The 21,803-nt window shown below is 64.8% G+C and carries 13 protein-coding genes; 2 read left to right on the top strand and 11 right to left on the bottom strand.

The genetic code is table 11. The features are described 5' to 3' along the window. Positions 1-87: 87 nt before the first annotated feature. Positions 88-1,257: a mandelate racemase/muconate lactonizing enzyme family protein gene (locus M2396_RS22525; protein WP_181107836.1), complete on the bottom strand. Its 1,170-nt coding sequence runs from the start codon at positions 1,255-1,257 to the stop codon at positions 88-90. A 100-nt stretch (positions 1,258-1,357) separates the two neighbouring features. Between M2396_RS22525 and M2396_RS22520 the strand changes: the two genes are divergently transcribed. Together M2396_RS22520 and cysC are read left to right on the top strand one after the other, a co-directional pair. Beyond that, positions 1,358-2,245, top strand: a complete 888-nt coding sequence (locus M2396_RS22520; RefSeq protein WP_259078842.1) for a LysR family transcriptional regulator — start codon at positions 1,358-1,360, stop codon at positions 2,243-2,245. 120 nt (positions 2,246-2,365) lie between these two features. Further along, positions 2,366-2,929 carry an adenylyl-sulfate kinase gene (cysC, locus tag M2396_RS22515; protein ID WP_259078840.1) on the top strand — a complete coding sequence of 188 codons (564 nt, stop codon included), beginning with the start codon at positions 2,366-2,368 and terminating at the stop codon, positions 2,927-2,929. Positions 2,930-2,971: 42 nt separating this feature from the next. Here the strand turns inward: cysC and M2396_RS22510 are convergent, their stop codons facing one another. From M2396_RS22510 to gabP, 10 genes are all read right to left on the bottom strand, one after another. Beyond that, positions 2,972-4,468 (bottom strand): TolC family protein, encoded by a 1,497-nt coding sequence (locus M2396_RS22510; RefSeq protein ID WP_259078838.1) that lies wholly within the window; start codon positions 4,466-4,468, stop codon positions 2,972-2,974. A 52-nt stretch (positions 4,469-4,520) separates the two neighbouring features. Continuing rightward, positions 4,521-12,425, bottom strand: coding sequence for an Ig-like domain-containing protein (locus tag M2396_RS22505; RefSeq protein ID WP_259078836.1), 7,905 nt, complete (start codon positions 12,423-12,425; stop codon positions 4,521-4,523). Between the two features lie 127 nt (positions 12,426-12,552). Continuing rightward, entirely contained in the window at positions 12,553-13,137 is a 585-nt protein-coding gene (locus M2396_RS22500) for a phage tail protein (protein ID WP_101322212.1), read from the bottom strand. A 60-nt stretch (positions 13,138-13,197) separates the two neighbouring features. After that, positions 13,198-13,686 carry a GNAT family N-acetyltransferase gene (locus M2396_RS22495; RefSeq protein WP_259078834.1) on the bottom strand — a complete coding sequence of 163 codons (489 nt, stop codon included), beginning with the start codon at positions 13,684-13,686 and terminating at the stop codon, positions 13,198-13,200. Between the two features lie 173 nt (positions 13,687-13,859). Next, positions 13,860-14,843, bottom strand: coding sequence for a sulfotransferase family protein (locus M2396_RS22490; RefSeq protein ID WP_259078833.1), 984 nt, complete (start codon positions 14,841-14,843; stop codon positions 13,860-13,862). Then, complete coding sequence (locus tag M2396_RS22485; RefSeq protein ID WP_259078832.1) at positions 14,831-15,631, bottom strand: aspartyl/asparaginyl beta-hydroxylase domain-containing protein; 801 nt, start codon at positions 15,629-15,631, stop codon at positions 14,831-14,833. The genes M2396_RS22490 and M2396_RS22485 overlap by 13 nt, the downstream gene beginning before the upstream one ends. Positions 15,632-15,658: 27 nt before the next feature. After that, on the bottom strand, positions 15,659-17,755 hold the full coding sequence (locus M2396_RS22480; RefSeq protein ID WP_259078831.1) for a biotin/lipoyl-binding protein: 2,097 nt from the start codon (positions 17,753-17,755) through the stop codon (positions 15,659-15,661). Beyond that, the gene (locus M2396_RS22475; protein WP_259078830.1) at positions 17,752-19,065 is read right to left on the bottom strand and encodes an efflux RND transporter periplasmic adaptor subunit; all 1,314 of its coding nucleotides are present in this window, start codon (positions 19,063-19,065) and stop codon (positions 17,752-17,754) included. The genes M2396_RS22480 and M2396_RS22475 overlap by 4 nt, the downstream gene beginning before the upstream one ends. Further along, positions 19,062-19,844, bottom strand: a complete 783-nt coding sequence (locus M2396_RS22470; protein WP_259078829.1) for an efflux RND transporter periplasmic adaptor subunit — start codon at positions 19,842-19,844, stop codon at positions 19,062-19,064. Before M2396_RS22470 ends, M2396_RS22475 begins: the two co-directional genes overlap by 4 nt. Positions 19,845-20,231: 387 nt before the next feature. Next, positions 20,232-21,629, bottom strand: a complete 1,398-nt coding sequence (gene gabP, locus M2396_RS22465; protein ID WP_101322219.1) for a GABA permease — start codon at positions 21,627-21,629, stop codon at positions 20,232-20,234. Positions 21,630-21,803 lie beyond the last annotated feature (174 nt).

Below are 21,803 nucleotides of genomic sequence, written 5' to 3'. Positions count from 1 at the left end.
TATTGTTGTGATGGGCGTGTGGCGTGGCGTCGGCGGGCGACGCCGGCGGCTGCGGTCTCTGTCGCGAGACCGCAGCGCGGGGGTGGCTCAGCCCTCGCCCAGTTCGCGCATGACGGCGTACAGCGCGGACTTGGCTTCAAAGCCCACGCCGGGGATATCCGGCAGGCCGACGTAGCCGTTTTCAACCTGGATGCCATCGGCAAAACCGCCGAATGGCTGGAACACGTCCGGGTAGGATTCGTTGCCGCCCAGGTGCAGGCCGGCGGCGATGTTCAGCGACATCTGGTGGCCGCCGTGGGGGACCACGCGGCGCGATGACCAGCCCAGGTCTTCCATCACTTTGAGGGTGCGCATGTACTCGACCAGGCCATACGACAGCGCGCAGTCGAACTGCAGGTAGTCGCGGTCGGGGCGCATGCCGCCGTGGCGCAGCAGGTTGCGTGCGTCCTGGTGCGAGAACAGGTTTTCGCCAGTGGCCATCGGCAGTTCGTAGTGGTTTGCGAGTTCGGCTTGCAGGGCGTAGTCGAGCGGGTCACCGACTTCCTCGTACCAGAACAGGTTGTACTTCTTGATCGCCTCGGCATAGGCGATACCGGTCTGCAGGTCGAAGCGGCCGTTGGCGTCGACCGCCAGGCGCTGGCCATCGCCGACCACTTCGAGCACGGCTTCGATACGGCGGATGTCTTCGTCCAGCGGCACGGCGCCGATCTTCATCTTGACCACGTCGTAGCCGCGGTCGAGGTAGCTTTGCATTTCGGCTTTGAGCTTGGTCTGGTCTTTACCGGGGTAGTAGTAACCGCCGGCGGCGTAGACCCACACCTTGTCGTCGGCGACGCCGTTGCGGTAGCGGTCAGCCAGCAGGCGGTACAGCGGTTTGCCTTCGATCTTGGCGACGGCATCCCACACGGCCATGTCGATGGTGCCTACTGCAACCGAGCGCTCGCCGTGGCCGCCGGGCTTTTCGTTGGTCATCAGGGTTTTCCAGATGGCGAACGGGTCGAGGTTGTTGTTCTCGTGGTCGATCAAGGTCTCCGGGTCGGCTTCGCTGATGCGCGCGAGGAAGCGATCGCGCATCAGCGCGCCCTGGCCGTAGCGGCCGTTGGAGTTGAAGCCGTAGCCGATCACTGGTTTGCCATCGCGGATCACATCGGTGACCACGGCGACCACCGAGCAGGTCATTTTCGAGAAGTCGATGTAGGCGTTGGCGATGGGCGAGGCAATCGAAACGGTTTTTTCACGAATGTCGACGATGCGCATGGCGGGGTTCCTGTTGTTGTTTGTGGCCCCACGTTAGGCGTTGCGAGGGTACCCGCCCAATGCTATTAATGCCGGACCCTATGCACAGGAGGCATGGCCCTTGGAACTGGTTTGGCTGGAGGATCTTTCCGCGTTGGCGGAGTACGGCAGCTTCGTCCGCGCCGCCGAAGCACGCCACGTTACCCAGCCGGCGTTCAGCCGTCGGGTGCGGGCGCTGGAGAACTGGATGGGCGTGCAACTGTTCATCCGCACCCCTCAGGGCGCGACCCTGACCGACGCCGGCCGGCAGATCCTGCCCAGCGCCCAGGACGCCGCCCGGCGCCTGTACCGCATGCGCACCGAGGCCCAGGAAGTGGCCGGCATGGCCGCCAAGTCGCTGCATTTTGCGGCCACCCATTCGCTGTCGTTCACGTTCTTTCCGAGGTGGCTGCGCAGTGCTGAAAACGGCGCGCCGATCGAAGCGGTGCAGCTGCATTCGGACAGCATGGCGGTGTGCGAGCAGATGCTGATCCACGGCCAGGTGCAGTTCATGCTCTGCCACCGCCATCCCGATGTACCGCCGCTGCTGGCACCGGACCAGTTCGTCAGCAAGAAGGTCGGCGAGGATGTGCTGGTGCCGCTGGCGAGTGCCTCGGCCAACTTTGGCACCTCACCTGAGGCGCTGCCTTATCTGGCTTACACCCATGAGTCGGGCCTGGGGCGCATCGTTGCCCACCGCTTGCGCGGCAAGGAGGAATACCTGCACCTGAAGCCGCTGTTCAGCAGCCACCTGGCGGCGGTGCTGATGTCGATGGCGCTGGAGAGCAAAGGCGTGGCCTGGCTGCCGCGCAGTTTGACCGAACAGGAAGTGACCGATGGCCGCCTGGTGCGGGCGCTGGATGAGAGCTGGGATATTCCGCTGGAGATTCACCTGACCCGGCCAACCGGGCCGATCAGTCAGTCGGCGCAGGAGTTCTGGGGGAAGCTGGCAGATCAGGCTGGGGCTTGAATGGCCTGCAGATCCCGCAGTGCATGCGGGTGCTGCCTCAGCCAGCAATTGCTCTGCCACCGCCAACTCAGCAATAGTCCAGTAAACTCAGCATGCTCACCGGGAATGGAATCCAGCCAAGTGCAAACTGTCGCCACACCCCCTGCTGCTACCCCCCGCCGCCACCCCGGCGCGGTGATCTGGCTAACCGGCCTCTCCGGCGCCGGCAAGTCATCCCTGGCCACCGCCCTCGCCGAACAACTGACCGCTCGCGGCTACGGTTGTTACGTCCTCGACGGCGACGCCCTGCGCACTGGCCTTAATGCCGACCTGGGCTTCTCCCCCGCCGATCGCAGCGAAAACGTGCGCCGTGCCGGTGAGGTGGCGGCGTTGTTCGCGGATGCCGGGCTGATCTGCATCGCAGCGTTCATCTCACCCTACCGAGCAGATCGGGCGGCGGCGCGGCGGGCGTGCAAGGCGGGCTTTCATGAGGTGTATCTGAGCGCGGATCTGCAAGCGTGCGAGGGGCGTGACCCGAAGGGTTTGTATCGGCGGGCGCGGGCGGGCGAGCTGCCGGCGTTTACCGGGATCGATGCGCCGTATGAAACGCCCGAGCAGCCGCAGTTGCAGTTGCAGACGGGCGCACAAACGCTTGGCCATTCGGCCGAGCGCTTGCTGGCTTACGTGCTTGAAGCTTTGGTTTGAGGCTGGCTGCAACCCTGCACGAACAGGGTCGCAGGCCGGGCCTTACAGACCTGGGGTGATGTCGCCCTGCTGCCAGCGGCTTTCATTGCTGCTGAGGGCCTGGGCGATGTCGGTCAGCGAGTCCGAGCGCAGTTTGGTTGGCAATGGGTCGAGGCCGGCGCTGGCGAAGACCTGGCCGTAGCTGTTGCGCAGCTCGGCGTAGGCGAGGTCGCGGCGCAGGTCGGCTTGCAGGGCATTCAGCTCGCCCTGGATCAGCTCCAGTTCACCGATGCCTTGGGCCTGATGGCGGTTGCGCAGTTGCTCGACGATCTGCCCATCCAGCGACACCAGTTGTTGGCTGGTGGCGAACTGGCGGCGAGCTTCGTTGTAGTTGGCGTTGGCCACGTATAGCTGGGCGAGCACGGCCATCGACATGGCCTGACGGCGGGCTTCGACCACCTGTTCGCCGGCCTTGGCGACGTTGATCGCGGCGGGCGCGGAGATCACGTTGAACAGGTTCCAGGTGATCTTGACGCCGTAGTCGGCCCAGCTCTGATTGCTCAGGAAGCTGTTGCTGTCGTAATGGCCGCCGGCCGAGAACTCGAGGCCGGGGAGCATGCGCAGCATCGACTTGCGCACTTCGGCGGCGCTGATGCGCGCCTGGTAGTCCTGCTCGCGCAATTCAGGGCGCGAGGCCAGGGCTTGCTGTTCGAGGGTGGCGAGGTCGACCTTGAGCTCGGGCACGCTGTAGTCGTTGCTGGCGGCCAGGGTCAGCTTGGTGCCGGGCGCCAGGTTGATCAGAGCACCGAGCTCGGTCTTGGCCAGCGACAGCGCGCGGCGCTGTTCTTCGAGCTGGCGGGTGGCTTCGATCAAGGCGCGCTGATAGTTGAGCGTGGCGATCTGATCGCCCAGCCGCTGTTCGCCCAATTGCTGGCTGTTGGCCTTGGCCTGGTCGACGCGCGCCATCAGCGCGTCGATCTGGGCCAGCAGGCGTTCGGCGGCAACGGCACGCCAGTACGCCGAGCGCACATCCTGAATGATGGTCTGGACCACCTTGCGCCGGCGCTCCTGCACGATCAGACGCTGGTCGCCCTGCTGCTTGGCGTTGACGTAGCTGACGCCAAAGTCGAGCACGTTCCAGACCATGGTCAGATCCGCCACATCGCGGTCGCGGTCCTGTGAGGTGGACGGTTCCAGGGACTGGGTATTGGTGAGAATACTCTGGCTGCTGGAGGCGCTGACATTGCTGCGCCCGGCGTAGCCTGCCGACATGGCCATGCGTGGCAGCATGTCGAAGGTGGCGAGGTCGACCTGGCGCTGGGCCAGGGCTTCTTCCATGATTTTCAACCGTGCTTCAAGGTTGTACTTGACCGCGCGCGCCATGGCTTCGTGCAAGGTCAGTGGGCCTTGCAGGGCCTCCTGATTCTTGAACATGCTGGCCAGATCGGATTTGGCCCGCTGCTCGCTGACGCCCGGCTCGATCGGCTGGGTCTTGACTGCGCAGCCGGTCACCGCAAACGCTAGAACACTTACCGCAAAAAACCTCGATGCTTTGCTCATCCCTGTCCGCCCCCTGGTACGGCACATATGAATCCTATGACTGCTTGCCCGCTCACACCTGAGGTACGCGTGCGTTGATCTGCCCCAGCGCCTGCGCCAGTTCCCTGGTCGGGCGTTGTTGATTGTCGGTGATGCCTTGTAACTGTTGGCCCAGGCTTGGTGCGGAGGTCATGCCCCTGCCCGCCCCGCCTTCGCCGCCCTGGCGCCACGGCTTGCCGCCGCTGAGTTCGTACTGGCCGCCGTCGTCGGGCATGGTCTTGCTGAAGATGCTGGCCAGGCTGCTGCTGCCGAACGCGTTGCCGTCGCTGCCGGCCAGGCCGAATACACCGCCAGTGGCCGGCGCGCCGCTGCTGCTGCTGGCGAATACCTGCGCCAGGTAGCTGGGCGCCAGCGCGCCGTTGTGGATAAAGATACTGCCCAGCGTGGCTACGCCGTTGCCCAGGGTCGGCACCTCGAACAGCGGTGCTGGCAGCAGCGGCGAGCGTGCGTCCATCGACGTCGCCAGCGGCACCTGCGGCACCAGCAATGGCTGCGCAGGTGCCAGCGGGCTGACCCCGGCGTTGGCGCGGAACTCGGGGTCGCCGTCGTTGGCGACCATGCTCTGGCCCTGGCTGCTGAAGCCGCCGCTGATCGGGTTGCCGGCGTTATCGGTAATCGTGCCGGCCGTGCCGTTGAGCGCCAGCGCCAGGCTGCCGGAGCCGCCCGTGCCGATAACATTGACCTGCCAGGTACGCGCATCGATCTGCACCAGCGACTGCAGGCTGCCGCTGGCGTTGCCGGTGGTGAGCAGGCTGAAGTCGGACAGTTGCACGCCGTTGACGGCTTCGCTGAAGGTCACGGTAAAGCTCATGCTGCCCGGCGCCGAAGGCGCGGCGACGATCGACTCGACCTGCGGCGCATCGGTATCGACGGTCACGCCGCTGCTGTCGGCGACATTGTTCAGGGCCAGTTGCATGGCGTTGCCGGCGGCATCGCGCAGGCTGCCGCCGTTGCTCGACAAGCCGACCACCTGAATGCCGTTGGCGTCGTTGTCGCCGGCTTGCACGGTGTACTGGAACACCAGCGTCGAGCTACCCGAGCCGGCGACATAGTTGGCGAACACGGTGCGCCCGCCGATATCCAGCGCCAGCTGCGGCGTGCCGTTGACCAGCACGGTTTCGCTGGTGTTGACCACGAACGACAGGTTGTCGCCGGCGCTGTAGGTAACCCCGACCGGGACTGTCACGCCAGTGGTGACTGGCGCCACACGGTCGACGTTGTAACCCCCGCCGGTGATGCCGCCGCTGAGGGCGTTGCCGGCCTGATCGGCAATGCCGCTGGCAGCGCCGTTGAGGTTCAAGCTCAGGTTGCCGCTGCCGCTGATGCCACTGACGGTGACCACATAGGTGTTCGCATCCAGGCGTTGCAGACTGCTCAACGTGCCGCTGGCGTTGCCGGTCGCGAGCAGGGCAAAGTCGGCCAGGTCGACGCCGTTGACCGCCTCGCTGAAGGTCACGGTGAAGCGCACGCTGTCGGGGGTGTTCGGTGAGCTGTCGACGCTGCTGACGGCTACGGTCGGCGCGCGACTGTCGACCGCAAAGGCATTCGAGACGCTGCTGCCAACGCCGCTGTTGCCAGCCTGATCGGTCACGCCGGCGTTGTTCAGGCTGACCAGGTTGCTGGCGGCCTCGACGCCTGCGGTGGGGGTCAAGGTTGCGGTCCAGGTAATCCCGCCGTCGCTGCTGGACAAGTTGGTAAGTGCGCCATTGGTGACGCTGAAGTCAGCCAGCGTCAACCCGCTTACGGGCTCGTTGAAGGTGATCGTGACCAGGCTGCTCTCACCACCGGTCAGCGCGCCGTCGGCGACCACTATGGTTGCGTTGGGGCGCACGGTGTCGATGCTGAACGCCGGCGAAGCGCTGCTGCCGGTCCCGCTGTTGCCTGCCAGGTCGGTGTAGCGGCTGTTGTCCAGGCTGATCAGGTTGCCGGCTTGCTCGACATTACTGGCGGGAGTGAACGTCGCCGTCCAGGTCACGCCGCCATCGCTGCTGGAAAGGTTGCTCAGTTGGCCATTGCTGACGCTGAAATCATCCAGCGTCAAACCGGTCACCGCTTCGCTGAAGGTGATGGTCACCTGCGAGGTCTGCCCTGCCGTCAGTACCGAGTCGGAAAGGACGATGGTCGAGGTCGGGCGCTGAGTATCGACGGCGAAGGTATTCGAGTCGGTACTGCCGATGCCGCTGTTACCGGCCTGGTCGGTGACCCCAGCGTTGTTCAGAACAACGACGTTGCTGGTGTTGGCGATGTTGCTGGTCGGGGTCAGGGTGGCAGTCCAGGTAACCCCGCCATCGCTGCTGCTCAAATTGCTCAGCAGGCCAACGGTGACGTTGAGGTCGGCGGTGGTAAAGCCGCTCACCGCTTCGCTAAAGGTGATGGTGACTGTCGACGTTTCGCCGATGCTCAAGGCGTTGTCCGCGACTACGATAGTGGCGGTCGGGCGTTGGGTGTCGATGGCGAAATTGTTCGAGTCGGTGCTGCCGATGCCGGTATTACCGGACGCCCCCATCACACCGGTGTTGTCGAGGGTAATCAGGTTGGTACTGTCATCGACGTTGCTCGATGGCGTGAACGTGGCTGTCCAGGTAATACCTCCATCACTGCTGCTGACAGTGCTGAGCGTACCGTTGGCAATGCTCAAGTCGGCATTGGTGAAGCCGCTCACCGCCTCGCTGAAGGTGATTGTGACCAGGCTGGTTTCGCCGACTGCCAAGGCCGTGTCGGCAACCACGATGGTTGCCGTCGGCAGCACGGTGTTGACGGTGTAGTTAGGCGAGTTGGTCGTGCCAGTACCGCTGTTGCCGGCCAGATCGGTGATACCGCTGTTGTTCAGGGTGATCAGGTTGGTGCCGTCCTGCACCTGCAGCGTCGGCGTGAACAACGCCGTCCAGGTCATGCCGCCGTCGATGCTGGTTACATCGCTGAGGGTGCCGTTGGCCACGCTCAGGTCATCGTTGCTGAAGCCGTTCACGGCCTCGCTGAAGGTGAAGGTCACCAACGTGCTCTCGCCAGCGCTCAGCGCCGTGTCGGCCATGCTGATCACCGCAGTCGGGCGCTGGGTATCGACAGCGAAGGCGTTCGACTCGGTCGTGCCGCTGCCGTTGTTGCCGGCCAGGTCGGCGACGCCAGTGTTGTCCAGAACAATCACATTGCTGGTGTTGGAGATGTTGCTGTCGGGGGTCAGGATGCCAGTCCAGGTCACCCCGCCATCGCTGCTGATGAAATCGCTCAGCTGGCCAACGCTGACACTCAGATCGGCCCGGGTAAAGCCGGTCACCGCCTCGCTGAAGGTGACGGTGACGGTCGACGTTTCGCCGACGCTCAGGGCGCTGTCAGCGACCACGATAGTCGCAGTCGGGCGCTGGGTGTCGATGGCGAAATTGTTCGAGTCGGTGCTGCCGATGCCGGCGTTACCGGACGCCCCCGTCACACCGCTGTTGTCCAGCGTGATCAGGTTGCTGCTGTCCTCGACATTGCTTGTCGGGGTCAGTATCGCGGTCCAGGTGATGCCGCCATCACTGCTGCCGAGCCCGCTCAGGCTGCCGTTGGCAACGCTCAGGTCGGTGAGGGTAAAACCCGCCACCGCCTCGCTGAAGGTGATTGTGACCAGGCTGGTTTCGCCGACTGCCAAGGCCGTGTCGGCAACCACGATGGTTGCCGTCGGCAGCACGGTGTTGACGGTGTAGTTAGGCGAGTTGGTCGTGCCAGTACCGCTGTTACCGGCCAGATCGGTGATGCCGCTGTTGTTCAGGGTGATCAGGTTGGTGCCGTCCTGTACCTGCAGCGTCGGCGTGAACAACGCCGTCCAGGTGATGCCGCCGTCGATGCTGGTTACATCGCTGAGGGTGCCGTTGGCCACGCTCACGTCAGAGTTGTCGAAGCCATTCACGGCCTCGCTGAAGGTGAAGGTCACCAGCGTGCTTTCGCCAGCGCTGAGCGCGGTGTCGGCCATGCTGATCACGGCAGTCGGGCGCTGGGTGTCGACGGCGAAGGCGTTCGACTCGGTAGTGCCGCTGCCGCTGTTGCCGGCCAGGTCGGCGACGCCAGTGTTGTCCAGAACAATCACATTGCTGGTGTTGGAGATGTTGCTGTCGGGGGTCAGGGTGCCAGTCCAGGTCACCCCGCCATCGCTGCTGATGAAATTGCTCAGCTGGCCAACGCTGACACTCAGATCGGCTCGGGTAAAGCCGGTCACCGCCTCGCTGAAGGTGACGGTGACGGTCGACGTTTCGCCGACGCTCAGGGCGCTGTCAGCGACCACGATAGTCGCAGTCGGGCGCTGGGTGTCGATGGCGAAATTGTTCGAGTCGGTGCTGCCGATGCCGGTGTTGCCCGCCTGGTCGCTGACACCGCTGTTGTCCAGGCTGATCAGGTTACCGGTGCTGGTGATATCTGCGTCGGGGGTGAAGGTCGCCGTCCAGGTGATGCCGCCGTCGCTGCTGCTGACGCTGCTGAGCGAACCGTTGGCGACGCTCAGGTCAACGTTGCTGAAACCAGTGACGGCTTCGCTGAAGGTAATGGTGACCAAGCTGGTTTCACCGGCCCGCAGCGCCGTATCAGCAACCACAATGCTGGCGGTGGGCCGTGCCGTGTCGACGCTGTAGGTCGGCGACGGTGCCGAGCCGGTGCCGGTGTTGCCGCTCAGATCAGCAACCCCCGCCAAGTTGACGCTGACCACATTGGCGACGCTGGTCGAGTCTGCGGTCGGGGTCAACAGCGCGGTCCAGGTGATGCCGCCGTCGCTGCTGCTCAGACCACTCAAGTCGCCGTTGGTGGCGCTCAGGTCGGCCAGGTTGAAGCCGCTCACGGCCTCGCTGAAGGTGATGGTCACCACGGCGGTCTGGCCCGCGAGCAAACTGCTGCTGGAGAGGCTCACGACTGCCGTCGGACGCTCGGTATCGATGGCGTAATTATTCGACTCGGTAGTACCGACGCCGGCATTGCCGGCGGCGTCGGTGACCCCTGCGTTATTCAGGGAAATCAGGTTGCTGCTGTCGGTGGTGGCGCTGCTGGGCGTGAGCGTGGCGGTCCAGGTGATGCCACCGTCGCCGCTGCTGAGGTTGCTCAATACGCCGTTGGCCACGGTGAAGTCGCCAACGGTCAGGCCGCTGACCGCCTCACTGAAGGTGATGCTGACCAGGGTGGTTTCACCGGCCAGCAAGGTGCTGTCGCTGACAACGATGGTTGCGGTTGGCGGCACGGTCTCGCGCACGGCAACCACGACGTTGGCGCCGCTTGAGGTCGCGCCGTCACCATCGCTGACGGTCACGCTGAGCATGCGGCTCGCCTGGCCAATCGCGTTGCTGGCATTGCTGTTGTCGTAGGTCAGGTTGCGCACCAGCGCTTCGACCGCAGCGGCGTTGGCATTGGCGTTGAGGCTGACGACCAGATTGCTACCGCCGCTGCCGCCGCTGAGCGTGCCGATCACGGTGCCGCCGTAGCTGACGCTGCTGCCACTGACGCCGATCTGGCCGGCACCGTTGCCTTGGTTGCGAATCGCCAGGCGGTCCTCGCCCGGCGCGGCATTGCCCGAGACCGACACGGTCAACGCACCACCGGCAAAATCGGTCGAGTCGCTGTCGCTCACCGTAGCGTTACCGCCGGCGTCAATCAGCACCGCGCCGCCACCTTGAGTGAAGGCGACACTATCGCCGTTGAGGTTGCCGATCACCGGCGCCGCATTCAGCGGCTGCACCACCACCAGCGCGGTGCGCGCGGTGCTGCCCATGTCATCGTTGACCCGCACTGTCACGCTGCGAGTGCCTGCGGTATAGGCCGGCGTGCTGTTGCTGTACTGCACTGCGGCCAGCACGGCGCGGTACTGGGCCAGCGTGGCGACACCGCTGAGGGCCAGTGTCGAGGTGCCCGAGCCGGTCACGCTGATGCCGTAGCTGGCAGCGGTAGCGAGCTGGCCGGCGCTGAGCAGCAGCACTTCGTTGTTGCCATCGAGGCTGCCGCTCAAGCTAAGGCTGGCCCCGCTGACCTGGGTGTCGCCGTCGCTCTGGGTGATGACGATGTTCGGCAGCAGCGTCACCGCGCTGCCGTTGAAATCGACGCTGCTGTCGTTACCGCCTGTAGTGCTGTCGAGGTCGACCAGCGGTGCGCTGTCGTACAGCACCTCGTAGGCACCGATATCCACCGCGCCGCCGCGCGGGCGCTCGAAGCCACGCAGGTCGGTGGTGGGGGCGCCCGTACTGGTGCCCTGGTTGATCGCATTGCTGGCGCTGGCCGCCAGGCGCAGGTCGCCATTGGCGGCGTCGACGAAGTTGACGGTGGTGCCAATCAGGTTGGTGGTGTTGGTGTAGGCGGTGCCAGCTTGCAGATTGGCATCGACGCTGTTGACCGTATTGCCGCTGATGATGGTGTTCTGCACGGTGATCAGGCCCGTCGCAGTTCCCGTCCAGCCGAGGCCGGCGCTGCTGATGCCGCCCGCGCCGGTATAGGTAAAGACGTTGTTGGCAATGGTGCTGTTGACGATCTGCACCGTGGCCGAGTTCAGGATCAGGATCCCCCCTGAAGCTACTGTGCCGCCGCCGGCATGGGTACCACTGTTGTTGTAGATCGCAACGTTCTCGAGCACATAACTACCATTGCCGGCCAGCCGCACCAACGAGCTCATGGCGGTTGCCCCAACGATCGTGCTGCTGTTGTCGTGCAAAGTGCTGTTGCGCAGCGTGATGGCGGTGCCCACCGCCGTGGTGGAGTTGATCACGGTGCCCGAGTTGTTCTGGAAGTTCGAGTCTTCAACCGTCAGCGCGCCGCCGTTGGCACGCAGGACGCCGCCGTTGATGTTTCCGGAAAACCCGCGAAAATCCAGATTGCGCACCGTCAGTGCGCCGGAATTAATGGCGAGGCCGGAGGACTCCAGCGCGTCACGCGAGCCGTTGTTGTTGACGTCACCACTGAGGATGATGTCGCCGACGCCGTCGCCGTCGACATCACCGTTGATGGTGATCGTGCTGGTCACGGCCAAGGCGGTCGCAGATGACCAGCGAATGGTCTGGCCCTTGAGGTCCTGATGGAAGACGATGATGTCACTGCCGCTGCCCGCCGCTGAGCCATCCACCGAGACATCGCCGTTGGCGGCCTGGATGGCCTCGGCGAGCGAGACCTTGCCGTTGACCACGGTCGACGAAGCATCGGTGTCGGTGACGGTGATGGTTGCCAGCGAGGTAGTAAACGCCGACAGGTCGCCGCGCTGTACGCCAACCCCGCTGGCGACTACGCCAGCGACGGTTTCCAGCTGCCAATCCTCACCGGCACGGTTGCCGGTGGCGTCATTCGAGGCGCCGACATCAGCGCCGGTCAGGCGCGACACTTCGTTGACGAACTGCTGGCCCTCGGCGCCTGCGCCGGTATTGCAGGCGAAGAAGCGCACATCGCCGCCTTCGGCCAGGCTGGCACCGATGCGCGCCAGGTCGGCCGCATGGGCGTCTAGCTGATTGGTCCAGATCGCATCGCCGGCCAGGTAGATATAGCCCGCGTCGCCATGGCTGATGATATCGATCGAGGCAATGTCCTTGCGCCCGTCGAGGTAGTCGGCGATCTGCTTGAGGCCGTCCTTGCTGTTGTCCAGCACTACCACTTCGACGCCTTCGGGCAGGCCGGCGATCAGCTTCTGGTAATCGCTGACCGCCGAGTCGATGAACACCACTTCATGGCCGCCGGCGACATCCGCCGATGCGGTGGCCGGCGCTGCTGTGGCAGGTGCGGGGTCATGCTCGCTGGCGGCATCCTGGCTGCTGGCCGGGTCGTGCCCCGCGGCAGCGGCTGCGGCTTCGACGGCCAGCGCCGCCTGGTCGGCAACCACCGGCACCGAGGCGTCGAACATCATGCGCGGTTCGAGGGCCTGAATCAGGCTCGGCGAACTCACGGAAACGGTAGGTGGGGTGGTGCGCGTGCCGCGTTTCCAGAATGCCATGATGTCCTCGCTCAGCCTTGTGCTGGTGTTTCCAGCCGGCCTCCTGACGGAAACCGGCAATGTCCTTGGGAAGTTAAGGGCGCCTGCCGCAGCACCCTTGCTGCGGCAGGCGCCGTACCAGCCGGGCTTAGTTGCGCGACGGGAAAATACCTTCGGTCGCAATGATCATGCTCACGCCCAGATAAGGGTCGCGCAAGCTGACCGGGATCGAAGCGCCGCCAATCGTGGCCACCCCGGACAGTGGCGCCTGGAACGGTGCGAGCGTGGTCGTGGCGGCGCTTTCGCTGTAGATACTCACATTCACACCACTACCGTCGGCATCCACCGATTTGGCCAGCACACGGTTCGTCGCAGGCAGGTTGCTGTCAGCGTCACCGTTGGATACCGGCACAGCAACTGTGGCCCTCACCGCTGCCAGGTTGACTGCCATCGGCGGGAAGTTGTTCGCGGTGAGGCTCACCGATTCGCTGCCCGCTTTTTCGCCGATGTCGACGCCAGCCAAGCCAGGGCCTTGGCCGGTGCCGATCGGCGATCGACCGCGCAAGTCGGGCAAGCCGAAGGTGTTTACACCGTCGCCACCGTAAGCGGTGCCCAATAGAGAGAACAACGCCGTGTACTGCCGAATTGGCAGCAGTTGCCCTTGGCAGAATGCCCAGCCACGTGGCGCGAAATTGCCGGCAAACATTCTGACTTCACCAAGAAACGGATCCATTTACTGCGCTCCTTTGACTGCATGGGAAACCCGGGCCAGATGGCCCGCAAAAATGATTACTTACGCTGCGCTGAGCAAAGGTTGGCGCTGCATGTGCAGATACAAGCCGTCATCCGCGCTCGCTTGAAAACCGTGACGCAGGTACAGCCGCTGTGCCGGATTGCCGGCCAGCACCTGCAGGCTGACGAGCAAGCCGCTGGCATCGGCGCGGGCCAGCCATTGGCCGAGCAGCCGGGTACCGATGCCCTGCCCTTGCCAGGCCGGCAGCAAACTGATGTCGATGATGTGCAGCTGGGCTGCGCTCCAGTGCAGATAAGCGCGGCCGACAGGTTCACCAGCCGCCTCGATGATCATCTGCTGGGCGTCGCCATAGTGGCTTTGGTAGTGCTGCATCTGAGCCGCGAATTGCTGGGCAACAAAGGCCTCGACCGCAGCCGCTGGCCAGCCCAGCTGGGCCATTTCAGCCGAGCGGGTGTGCGCGTACAGGGCACTCAGGAACGCCAGGTCGGCGTCCACACACGGACGAAGAGAAACCTCGGGCGATGACATGGCGGGATTGCTTCCGTGCAATGTTTCCCCAAGCCGGGGCGCGCTTCCATGATGGACTGTCAGACAATATGGGCGGCAGCGTAGCCGAACTGCCAGCCCGCCTGCTAGCGCAGAAGAAGCCAAATGCCACTATTTTATCAAACGCCTGTTTGAGGCCTTTTTGACACCTTGCTTCAGCTGCGCTGCAAGCGAATGGATTCCAAGGAAATATACGCATCAGCCGCCCAGCGAGTGACCGCCTGACGTACCTCGGGGCTGGCGTCATCCCGCTTGCGCTGGCTGTCCGCAGTGAAGGCCATGTGCGGCTGCTTGGCATCGAATGCGGCAGTCTGCTGCAACTGCGCGTGGTCCTCGGCAGTGACCGCGAACAGCGGCGCGAGTCGCCCCCAACAGGCGTGCGGCAGCTCGTTGTAGTTGACCGCGACCGCACCGTGGCGCTGGCACAGCTCAAGGCCCGCGCACAGCACTTCGGCGATCATCCGGCAGGTGTACTGCAGCGGGTCCAAGCCTGCTGCGTCCGGCAGCAGTTGATCCAGCGCGGTCACGCCGAGCAGGCCTGGCACCCGCTGCATGCCGGCCTGACGCATCTGCGAAACGACGATTTCCAAGGGGTCGCGGTAGAGAAAAATCCGTGGTGTGTCTGGGTACAACGTGCACAGTTGCGCGCCCTCGAACACGTTCCAGGCATCCAGCTTGATCAGCAACTGCTGCTCGTCACCGCGGCGGCGCTGGCCATAGGCAGACAACAACGCCGACAGCGCGCGCGGCTGCCAGGCGCTGGCGTCGGCATCCACAAGATGCGCGCGCAGCAGGTTGTCCAGCGGTGGCGGCTCTGACAGCACGATGTTGCGCTCAAGCCCCGCCAGCAGTTGTGCGATCAGCGTCGAGCCACACCGCGAGGCATGAAACACCAGCGCGCTGGGACTGATGCCCGGGCTGCGCTGCTGCCAGTCGAGCAACGCCTGGAGGCCGGTTTCGCGGCGAAACGCCTGGTTGACCGGCAGGCGCAGCGCGGCATCGACGTCGTCACGCAAAAACGGCCTGGTCAGGCGCTGCTGGCCAAACCAGCACCAGTCGACCCGCCACTCGCCGGCGCGCTGCCAAGTGCGGATCGGCAGCCAGCCGGTAAAATCCAGTTCGGGGTTCACACTCGCCATTGGTCGTTCCATGCTTGTTTGCCTTGGCGCATCGCGCTGCGCACGTCTGCCTCGGCGAAATACAGGCCCGCTGCGGCGCCCATCTGCCGGGTGTGCTCGATGAATGCCTGCGGCTCGGTCAGCGCCTGCAGGCTCGCGGCCAGCTCGGGCCGCGCCGTCAGCAGCAGCCTGAACTGGGCAAAGGCTTGCCCGGCGCGACTCGCCTGCAACTGCGGAGTTTGCTCAAGGCCTTGCTCGATCAGGCTGAGCAAGGCTGGCGTTGGCTCGCAGTCAAGGACCAGATTGATCCGCTCGGCCTCGCTGCAGTTGTCGACCCGATGCGGCCGCGACAGGTCGAGGAACCAGCATTCACCAGGCTGCATCGGCACCTGCTGGTCATCGAGCAAAAACTCCACCCCGGCCGGGCTGAGTAACGGTACATGCAGGCGCAGGCAGCCGTCGGGGCGGCCAAGATCAGGGTCGCGGTGCTCATGAATCCGCGCGCCCGGCCCCAGGCGCAGCAACCGCGCCGCGCGCAAATCACTGCCCAGGCTTTCGCGCAGGCTATGCCAGGCGGGCTCGTGCTGCCAGGTCTGCTGCTGCACCGGCGCACCGGCACCGGGCGCCAGCGGCAGGTGCGCATCGGCGGCGGCGATCAGGTCGATGCCACTCCAGTCACCCTGGTGATAAGCGGTGTTGAAGTGGCCTCGCCAGAGGCCACTGTCGACTTGCGCCAGGGCCTGCAACAGCGCGGCCAGATCTACCGCCAGTGGCAACCGCGAACACAGGGGCAGCGGGACTTCAGGCATGGTCACTCCTTACCGTTGAGCACAACTCTAGAAACCGCTTTCGCGCACACCCAGCGCTGCCAGGCGTCGCCACAGACCACCGAGCAACGACTCGCCAGCACCCTCCAGCACCACCACGCCGCGCCGTGGCTGGTCGACTTCCGCTATGTCACTCAGCGGGCTCAGGCGCACGCCATATTGGGCCTGGACCGGCTCGGCGCGGTGCTGAGTGTCGCGGCGTACGGCAATCGGGCCGTGATGATCGGAGGTGAGCGCTTCAAGCTCGACATAGCTAACGCCGGTGGCGTCGATTGTGTCCAGACGCACCTCGATAGCCGCCCGCGCCGGATCATCGGCAATGAAGCGCCCGGTGCTGCCAGGCGCGACCCGCCACAGCGAGGCTTCGGCCAGATAACCCCGCAATCGCACGCCAGGCTCGACGATTCGGCCGAGGGTCTGGCTCGGGCTGAGCCACAGCCCGGGCGTCAACTCAGGCGGCAGGTCGCGCATTACCCCCGCTTGCGGCGCGCGGATCTGCAGGCGCTCGCGCTGAGCCGCCAGGCCGCGGTACTCGGCGACCGCCTCGGCCAGTTGCTGCTCCAGAATGCCCGCATCACCTGCGGTTTCGCTGCGGCTGGCCTGACGCCGTGACAGCAACTGCAGAATCTCGATTTCCCGGCGTACGATCACCTGCCGTGAATCCAGATCGGGCGACTCCAGTTCCAGCAGCAACTGGCCTTGGCTGACTACCTGGCCATCCTGCACATGCAGCGCGGTCAGGCGGGCGGCGACCGGCGCGTGCAATGCCGAAGTTCGTGAGGCTTCCAGCACTGCCGGCACTTCGACTGCGGTGCGCCACGGCAGCAGCAACACCGCCAGCACGGCCAGCAAACCGGCGCCTAACCAGAACAACTTGTGCGGGGTCGCCTGAGCGCGCCGCTGCCACCAGTGGCGCAGCTCTTTGTACACCGGCAGGCCGATGAACCAGACCAGCTCCACCGCCATCAGAAATATCCCCAGCACCTTGAAGAACAGGTGATAGACCGCCAGGGCGATACCAAAAAACAGCACTGCGCGCCAGACCCACGAGCAGTAGCCCCACACCAGCAAACGTCGGCGCATCAACGTCGGCCACGGCTCCGGCGCAGGGTCGCCGTAGCCGAACAGCGTCTCGCGCAGCTGCCAGCGGCACAACGCAAACGAGCGGTTCTGCAGGTTCTCCACGCCCCACAGGTCGCTGACCAGAAAATATCCATCAAAGCGCATGAATGGGTTCAGGTTGATCAGCAAAGTCGTCACCCAGGTTGCAGTGGCCAGCATGAATGCCGCCGTGCGCGCCGGCCCGTCCGGCAGCAACGACCAGGCCAGCAGGGCCAACACTGCCAGCACCAGTTCGGCAAACACGCCACCGGCATCGATCAGCAAGCGCGAGCGACGGTCACTGACCCGCCAGGCATCGCTGACATCGGTGTAGAACATCGGCAGCAACACCATGAACGCCAGCCCCATGCTCTGCACTCGACAGCCTGCGCGCTTGGCCATGAATGCATGGCCAAATTCATGCAGCAGCTTGGCGAACGTCAACGCCACGCCAAACGCCAACACCCCGCCGAAGCTGAACAGGTGCGGAAAGGTCGCGATAAATCGCGACCAGTCACGCATCACCAGAAACAGGCCGAGGATGAACAGCAGCGGCAGGCAATAGCGCAGGATCCAGCCACCATTACGCTCAAGCACTGGCCAGGCACGATTGAGGAAAGCATCCGGACGCCACAGCGGGATGCGGAAAAACAGGTACTGGTGCAGCACCCGGGTACCCAGGCTCTGCCGGCTACCGGCGGCCTTGAGGCCATAGCTGGCGCGCTGGCGCGGGTCGAGTGCGGCGATCAGGTCGTGCTGGCCAAGAAATGTCAGCAGCTCTTCCAACAAACCTTCCTGCAGGGGGATCCCTGGCTCGGCATTGGCAGCTGCCAACACCCGCTGCGGATCACCCAGCGCCCAGTGCCGCAGCAACCGCACCGCCGGGCTGCCCAACTTGAAATAACGCCCGCGCAGCGGGTCGGCCAGGGTCCATTGCGGCGCGCCATCGAACGCCGGGGCGGCCGCTGACAGCTGCAGGTCTGCACGCAGTGCCGGCAGCATCAAACACCCAGCCCTTGGCGCAGCGCGGCCAGCGGTTTACGCAGCAGGTAATACACCAGCGGCGCCCGCGCGCCATAGAGCTTGGCCGTGCCGCGCAGGCCAATGCGCGGCGGGCTGTCGGCAAAACTGGCATCCAGCCGATAGGCCAGTTGCCCGGCGGCGGTCAACTGCGCTTCATAGGCCGCACGTTCCAGGCTGGCGACGTGACGCTGCAACGGGTCACTGTCGAGAAACAGCGCCACTTCAGCGCCGGGCTGCAAGGCGATGGCATCGCCCACCGGCAGCTCCATACGAAGCTGCGCCTGATTGGGGTCGGCAATCTGCATCAGCCGTTCACCGGTCTGCACCGGCTTGCCAGTCCAGCGCTCGGCATCGGCAAATACCGCGATGCCGGCGCGTTCGGCGCGAATCTCGCTGCGCGCCAGCAGTTGCCGGGCATAGTCGAGCTCGGCGCGTTTCTGCTCTACCCGCGCGGCGAGCAGATCGAGGCGGGCATTGGACTGCGCATCGGAGAACGCACGCTGGGTGCTGGCCTTGAGTTCAGCCTCGGCCACGTCCAGCGAGCGTTCGGCGACATCGGCCTGGGCCTTGAGGGTGGTAGCGTCGAGCCGCGCCAACAGCTCGCCCGCCTCCACCCGCTGGTTGGGTTTGACCAGGATCTCGGCCACCACCCCATCCAGCGGCGCGGCCACCACACGGCCGCCCAACGGCACCACTTCAGCGGGGGCCAGCACGGCCTGGCGCACCGGTACCAGTAGCACCAGCAAAGCTGCGCCAAGCACCATGGCAATGCGCCGCCGTGGCCAGCGCAGCCGCCAAGGCTTGCCCGGGCGCAACGCCAACCAGGCATGCGCGTATGTCTCGGCCAGTTGCCCGAGCAAGGTCAGCTCGGCCTCGCTGAACGGCTGCTCGCGGGCCAGCCACAGGCCACCGAAAGTTTCCCCCTGGCGATCGTTCAGCGGTAACCAGCAGGCGTGGGCGGCTGACAGCGCCTGCCACTCACCGACCGTCTGCTCGTCCAGCTCAGCCGGATCAACCGGCCCGGCCTCGGCGCCACGGCTGCGCAAGCTGGCGGCGGCGCGCTCGACGAACGCCACGAACGGCGCGTTGGCCTCGACCACGCTGATGCCGGTCAGCGCCTGCACCTTGCCCGCGATCAACAGCGCGGCATGGCGAAAACCAAACAAGGCCTGGCCATCGTTGACCATGGTGAAGCCCAACTGCTCGGCCGTGGCCGCCTGCCGGGCCTGGCGCTGCAAGCCGAGAAATACAGCGAACGCGCGCTCGACAGCGCCGCCCGCCGCCGCGGTCATTGCAGCTCCGCGAAGTGCGCCGAACCGCTCATGCCGGCCAGCAACCCGGGGGCCTGTTGCGGCAATGTGCCGATCAGCAGCAAGGTCTGGCTGCCTTCATCGATGCGCGCGCCAACCCGCTTGACCTGAGCCTGCAGCGGCTGGCCGGTTTCATCGGGGACGAACTCAAAGGCTTGCCCAGGCTTGAGCCGGCCGAGCCAGCGCGACGGCACCAGCACCTGAATCTCCAGCGAGCGGTTGTCGACCACTTCCAGTAGCGGCGTGCCGCTGGCGACGCTTTCGTGCGGCTGGGCGCGGCGCTGCACTACCCGGCCATCGAACGGCGCGGTGATCACGCAGCGTTTGACCTGCACCTGGTAGACCTGCGCCTCGGCCTGCGCCTGCGCTTGCTTGGCTTCGGCCAACGACACGGCAAACTGGCCGACCGACTTCAGCGCGGCCAGTTGCTTGTTGTGATTGAGTTCTTCGCGGGCGGCGCGCACGGCGGCCTGAGCGGCATTGAGCTGGGCTTGATAGGCGCTGCAATCGAAGCGCGCCAGCACACTGCCCTTCTGGAACGCTTCACCGTCGCCGTAAGGCATCTCGACGATGCGCCCGGCCAGTTCGCTCGACAGCACCGCCTGGTCGCGCGCCCTGAGCACGCCACGAGCGCTGGCCGGTGCCGCTTGCGCAGTGGCCTGGGGCGCGTCCAGCAGCGGATCTTTTGCAGGTTCGCTGGCCAGCGCCGGCACCAGATACAACATACCCATAACCACGGCCAATCCAGCAGCACGACGCATGTTGCGCACTCCATTGCGAACTCAGTGCGCGGAGTGTACGAAAAAAGTGATGGCACGGATACATCACGGCCATCGACTCTTTACGCCTGTTATCTGCGCGGTGCTCGGGGGTGTACATCATCATTCTCAGGGCGGCTGCGATGAAGATGATCACCAGCCAGGTCAGGTCCGGGGGCAATTGCCGCATGAGTTCTGGGGGCAAGCTGAGGGCACTGACAAAGCCACTCCAGACCGCGCACAGCAATGCCATGCACGGATCCCTGTAGGAGCGGCCTCGTGTCGCGAAAGGGTCGCGTAGCGGCCCCAAATTTTCCGCTTCGCCGCCAACATCGCCGGGCCAGCTGCGCTGGCCTTTCCGACCGGTCCGGCGCTCCGGCAAGGCCGCTCCTACAGGGGCAGCGCCTTGGCTGCGGCGGTGCGGGCGTGGCCGCGGGTAGTGATGATGCCAAGGAACGAGATGGCAATTGCCAGGCCCAGGGTTGCCGACACTTCAGCGCGATGCTCGGGGGTGTACATCATCACGCTCAAGGCTGCGGCGATGAAGATGATCACCAGCCAGGTCAGGTACGGGAACAGCCACATGCGGAACTTGAGCTCGGTGTTCTCCCGCTCCAGGCGGCGGCGCATGCGCAACTGCGAGATGGCGATGACCATGTACACCAGTAGCGCGATGGCCCCGGAGCTGGCCAGCAAGAACTCGAACACACCGGCCGGAGCGAAGTAATTGAGGATCGCAATCGCCGCGCCGATCAAGGTGCTGCCGAACACAGCGGCACGCGGCACGCCGACCTTCGAGGTGTTTTTCAGCAGAGCCGGGGCGTCACCGCGTTTGGCCAGCGAATACATCATCCGTGAGGCGATGTAGATCGACGAGTTCATGCAGCTGGCCACGGCGACCAGCACCACGAAGTCGACCATGAACGCAGCGTTGGGGATGTTCATGATTTCCAGGGCGCGCTGGTACGAGCCTACCACCGCCAGTTGCGGGTCATTCCACGGCACGATCGAGATGATCACGAAGATCGACAGGATATAGAAGGTGCTGATCCGCCAGATCACCGAGCGGGTGGCCTTGGCGATGTTGCGCGACGGGTCGCTGGACTCGGAGGCGGCGATGGTTACGGCCTCGGTGCCGATAAAGCTGAACATCACGGTGATGAACGCGCCGATCACGGCCGACCAGCCTTTTGGTGCGAAGCCGCCGTACTCGTCGACCAGCGTGCTGAGGCCGCTGACTTCGCGATTGGGCAGCCAGCCCAGCAGCGCCGCAAAGCCCAGCCCGATAAAGCCAAGAATGGCCACAACCTTGAGGATGGCAAACCAGAACTCGAACTCGCCGTACTTGGCCACGCTGAACAGGTTGGTGCCGGCCAGCAGAATGATCGAGGCCAGGGCAAAGATCCAACTGTCCACCTGTGGGAACCAGGCGTTGAGCACATGCCCGGCGGCAAGGGCTTCGATGGGGATCACCAGTACCCAGAACCACCAGTACAGCCAGCCGATGGTGTAGCCGGCCCAGCGGCCGATGGCCTGGTCGGCGTAGGTTGAAAACGAACCGGTGTCGGGGTGCGCGACGGCCATTTCGCCGAGCATGCGCATCACCAGCACCACCAGGGTACCGGCAACGAAATAAGAAATAATGGTGGCTGGGCCGGCTGCCGCAATGGCATGCCCGGAGCCGACGAAGAGCCCCGCTCCGATAATGCCGGCGATGGACAGCATCGTGACGTGACGGGGTTTGAACCCTTGCGCGAGGTTACTTCCAGCAGATCCCACGGTGTTCATTGATCTTGTTCTCTTTTTGCTGACACAAGGAAGGACGGGCAGGCGTAGGCGAAAATAATCTCCTTCGAATACAAGGGGGTAGGCACATTTCTTGTGCTCTTGGCGGGACGTTTTACACGCTTTGCAGAGCAGCGCGCCAGCTCGAATGCACAGCCATTTAACCGGGCCAGAGCG

It is taken from the genome of Pseudomonas sp. BIGb0278 (genome assembly GCF_024809895.1).
GTDB classification, from domain to species: domain Bacteria; phylum Pseudomonadota; class Gammaproteobacteria; order Pseudomonadales; family Pseudomonadaceae; genus Aquipseudomonas; species Aquipseudomonas shirazensis.
Note: the sequence above shows the minus strand (reverse complement) of the source record. Positions and strands in the feature narration are given on the sequence as shown.

Excerpts from the sequence above, each read along its gene's own strand:
- M2396_RS22525 (WP_181107836.1), bottom strand. The coding sequence starts at position 1,257 with ATGCGCATCGTCGACATTCGTGAAAAAACCGTTTCGATTGCCTCGCCC.
- M2396_RS22510 (WP_259078838.1), bottom strand. The coding sequence starts at position 4,468 with ATGAGCAAAGCATCGAGGTTTTTTGCGGTAAGTGTTCTAGCGTTTGCG.
- M2396_RS22505 (WP_259078836.1), bottom strand. The coding sequence starts at position 12,425 with ATGGCATTCTGGAAACGCGGCACGCGCACCACCCCACCTACCGTTTCC.
- M2396_RS22500 (WP_101322212.1), bottom strand. The coding sequence starts at position 13,137 with ATGGATCCGTTTCTTGGTGAAGTCAGAATGTTTGCCGGCAATTTCGCG.
- M2396_RS22495 (WP_259078834.1), bottom strand. The coding sequence starts at position 13,686 with ATGTCATCGCCCGAGGTTTCTCTTCGTCCGTGTGTGGACGCCGACCTG.
- M2396_RS22490 (WP_259078833.1), bottom strand. The coding sequence starts at position 14,843 with ATGGCGAGTGTGAACCCCGAACTGGATTTTACCGGCTGGCTGCCGATC.
- M2396_RS22485 (WP_259078832.1), bottom strand. The coding sequence starts at position 15,631 with ATGCCTGAAGTCCCGCTGCCCCTGTGTTCGCGGTTGCCACTGGCGGTA.
- M2396_RS22475 (WP_259078830.1), bottom strand. The coding sequence starts at position 19,065 with ATGACCGCGGCGGCGGGCGGCGCTGTCGAGCGCGCGTTCGCTGTATTT.
- M2396_RS22470 (WP_259078829.1), bottom strand. The coding sequence starts at position 19,844 with ATGCGTCGTGCTGCTGGATTGGCCGTGGTTATGGGTATGTTGTATCTG.
- gabP (WP_101322219.1), bottom strand. The coding sequence starts at position 21,629 with ATGAACACCGTGGGATCTGCTGGAAGTAACCTCGCGCAAGGGTTCAAA.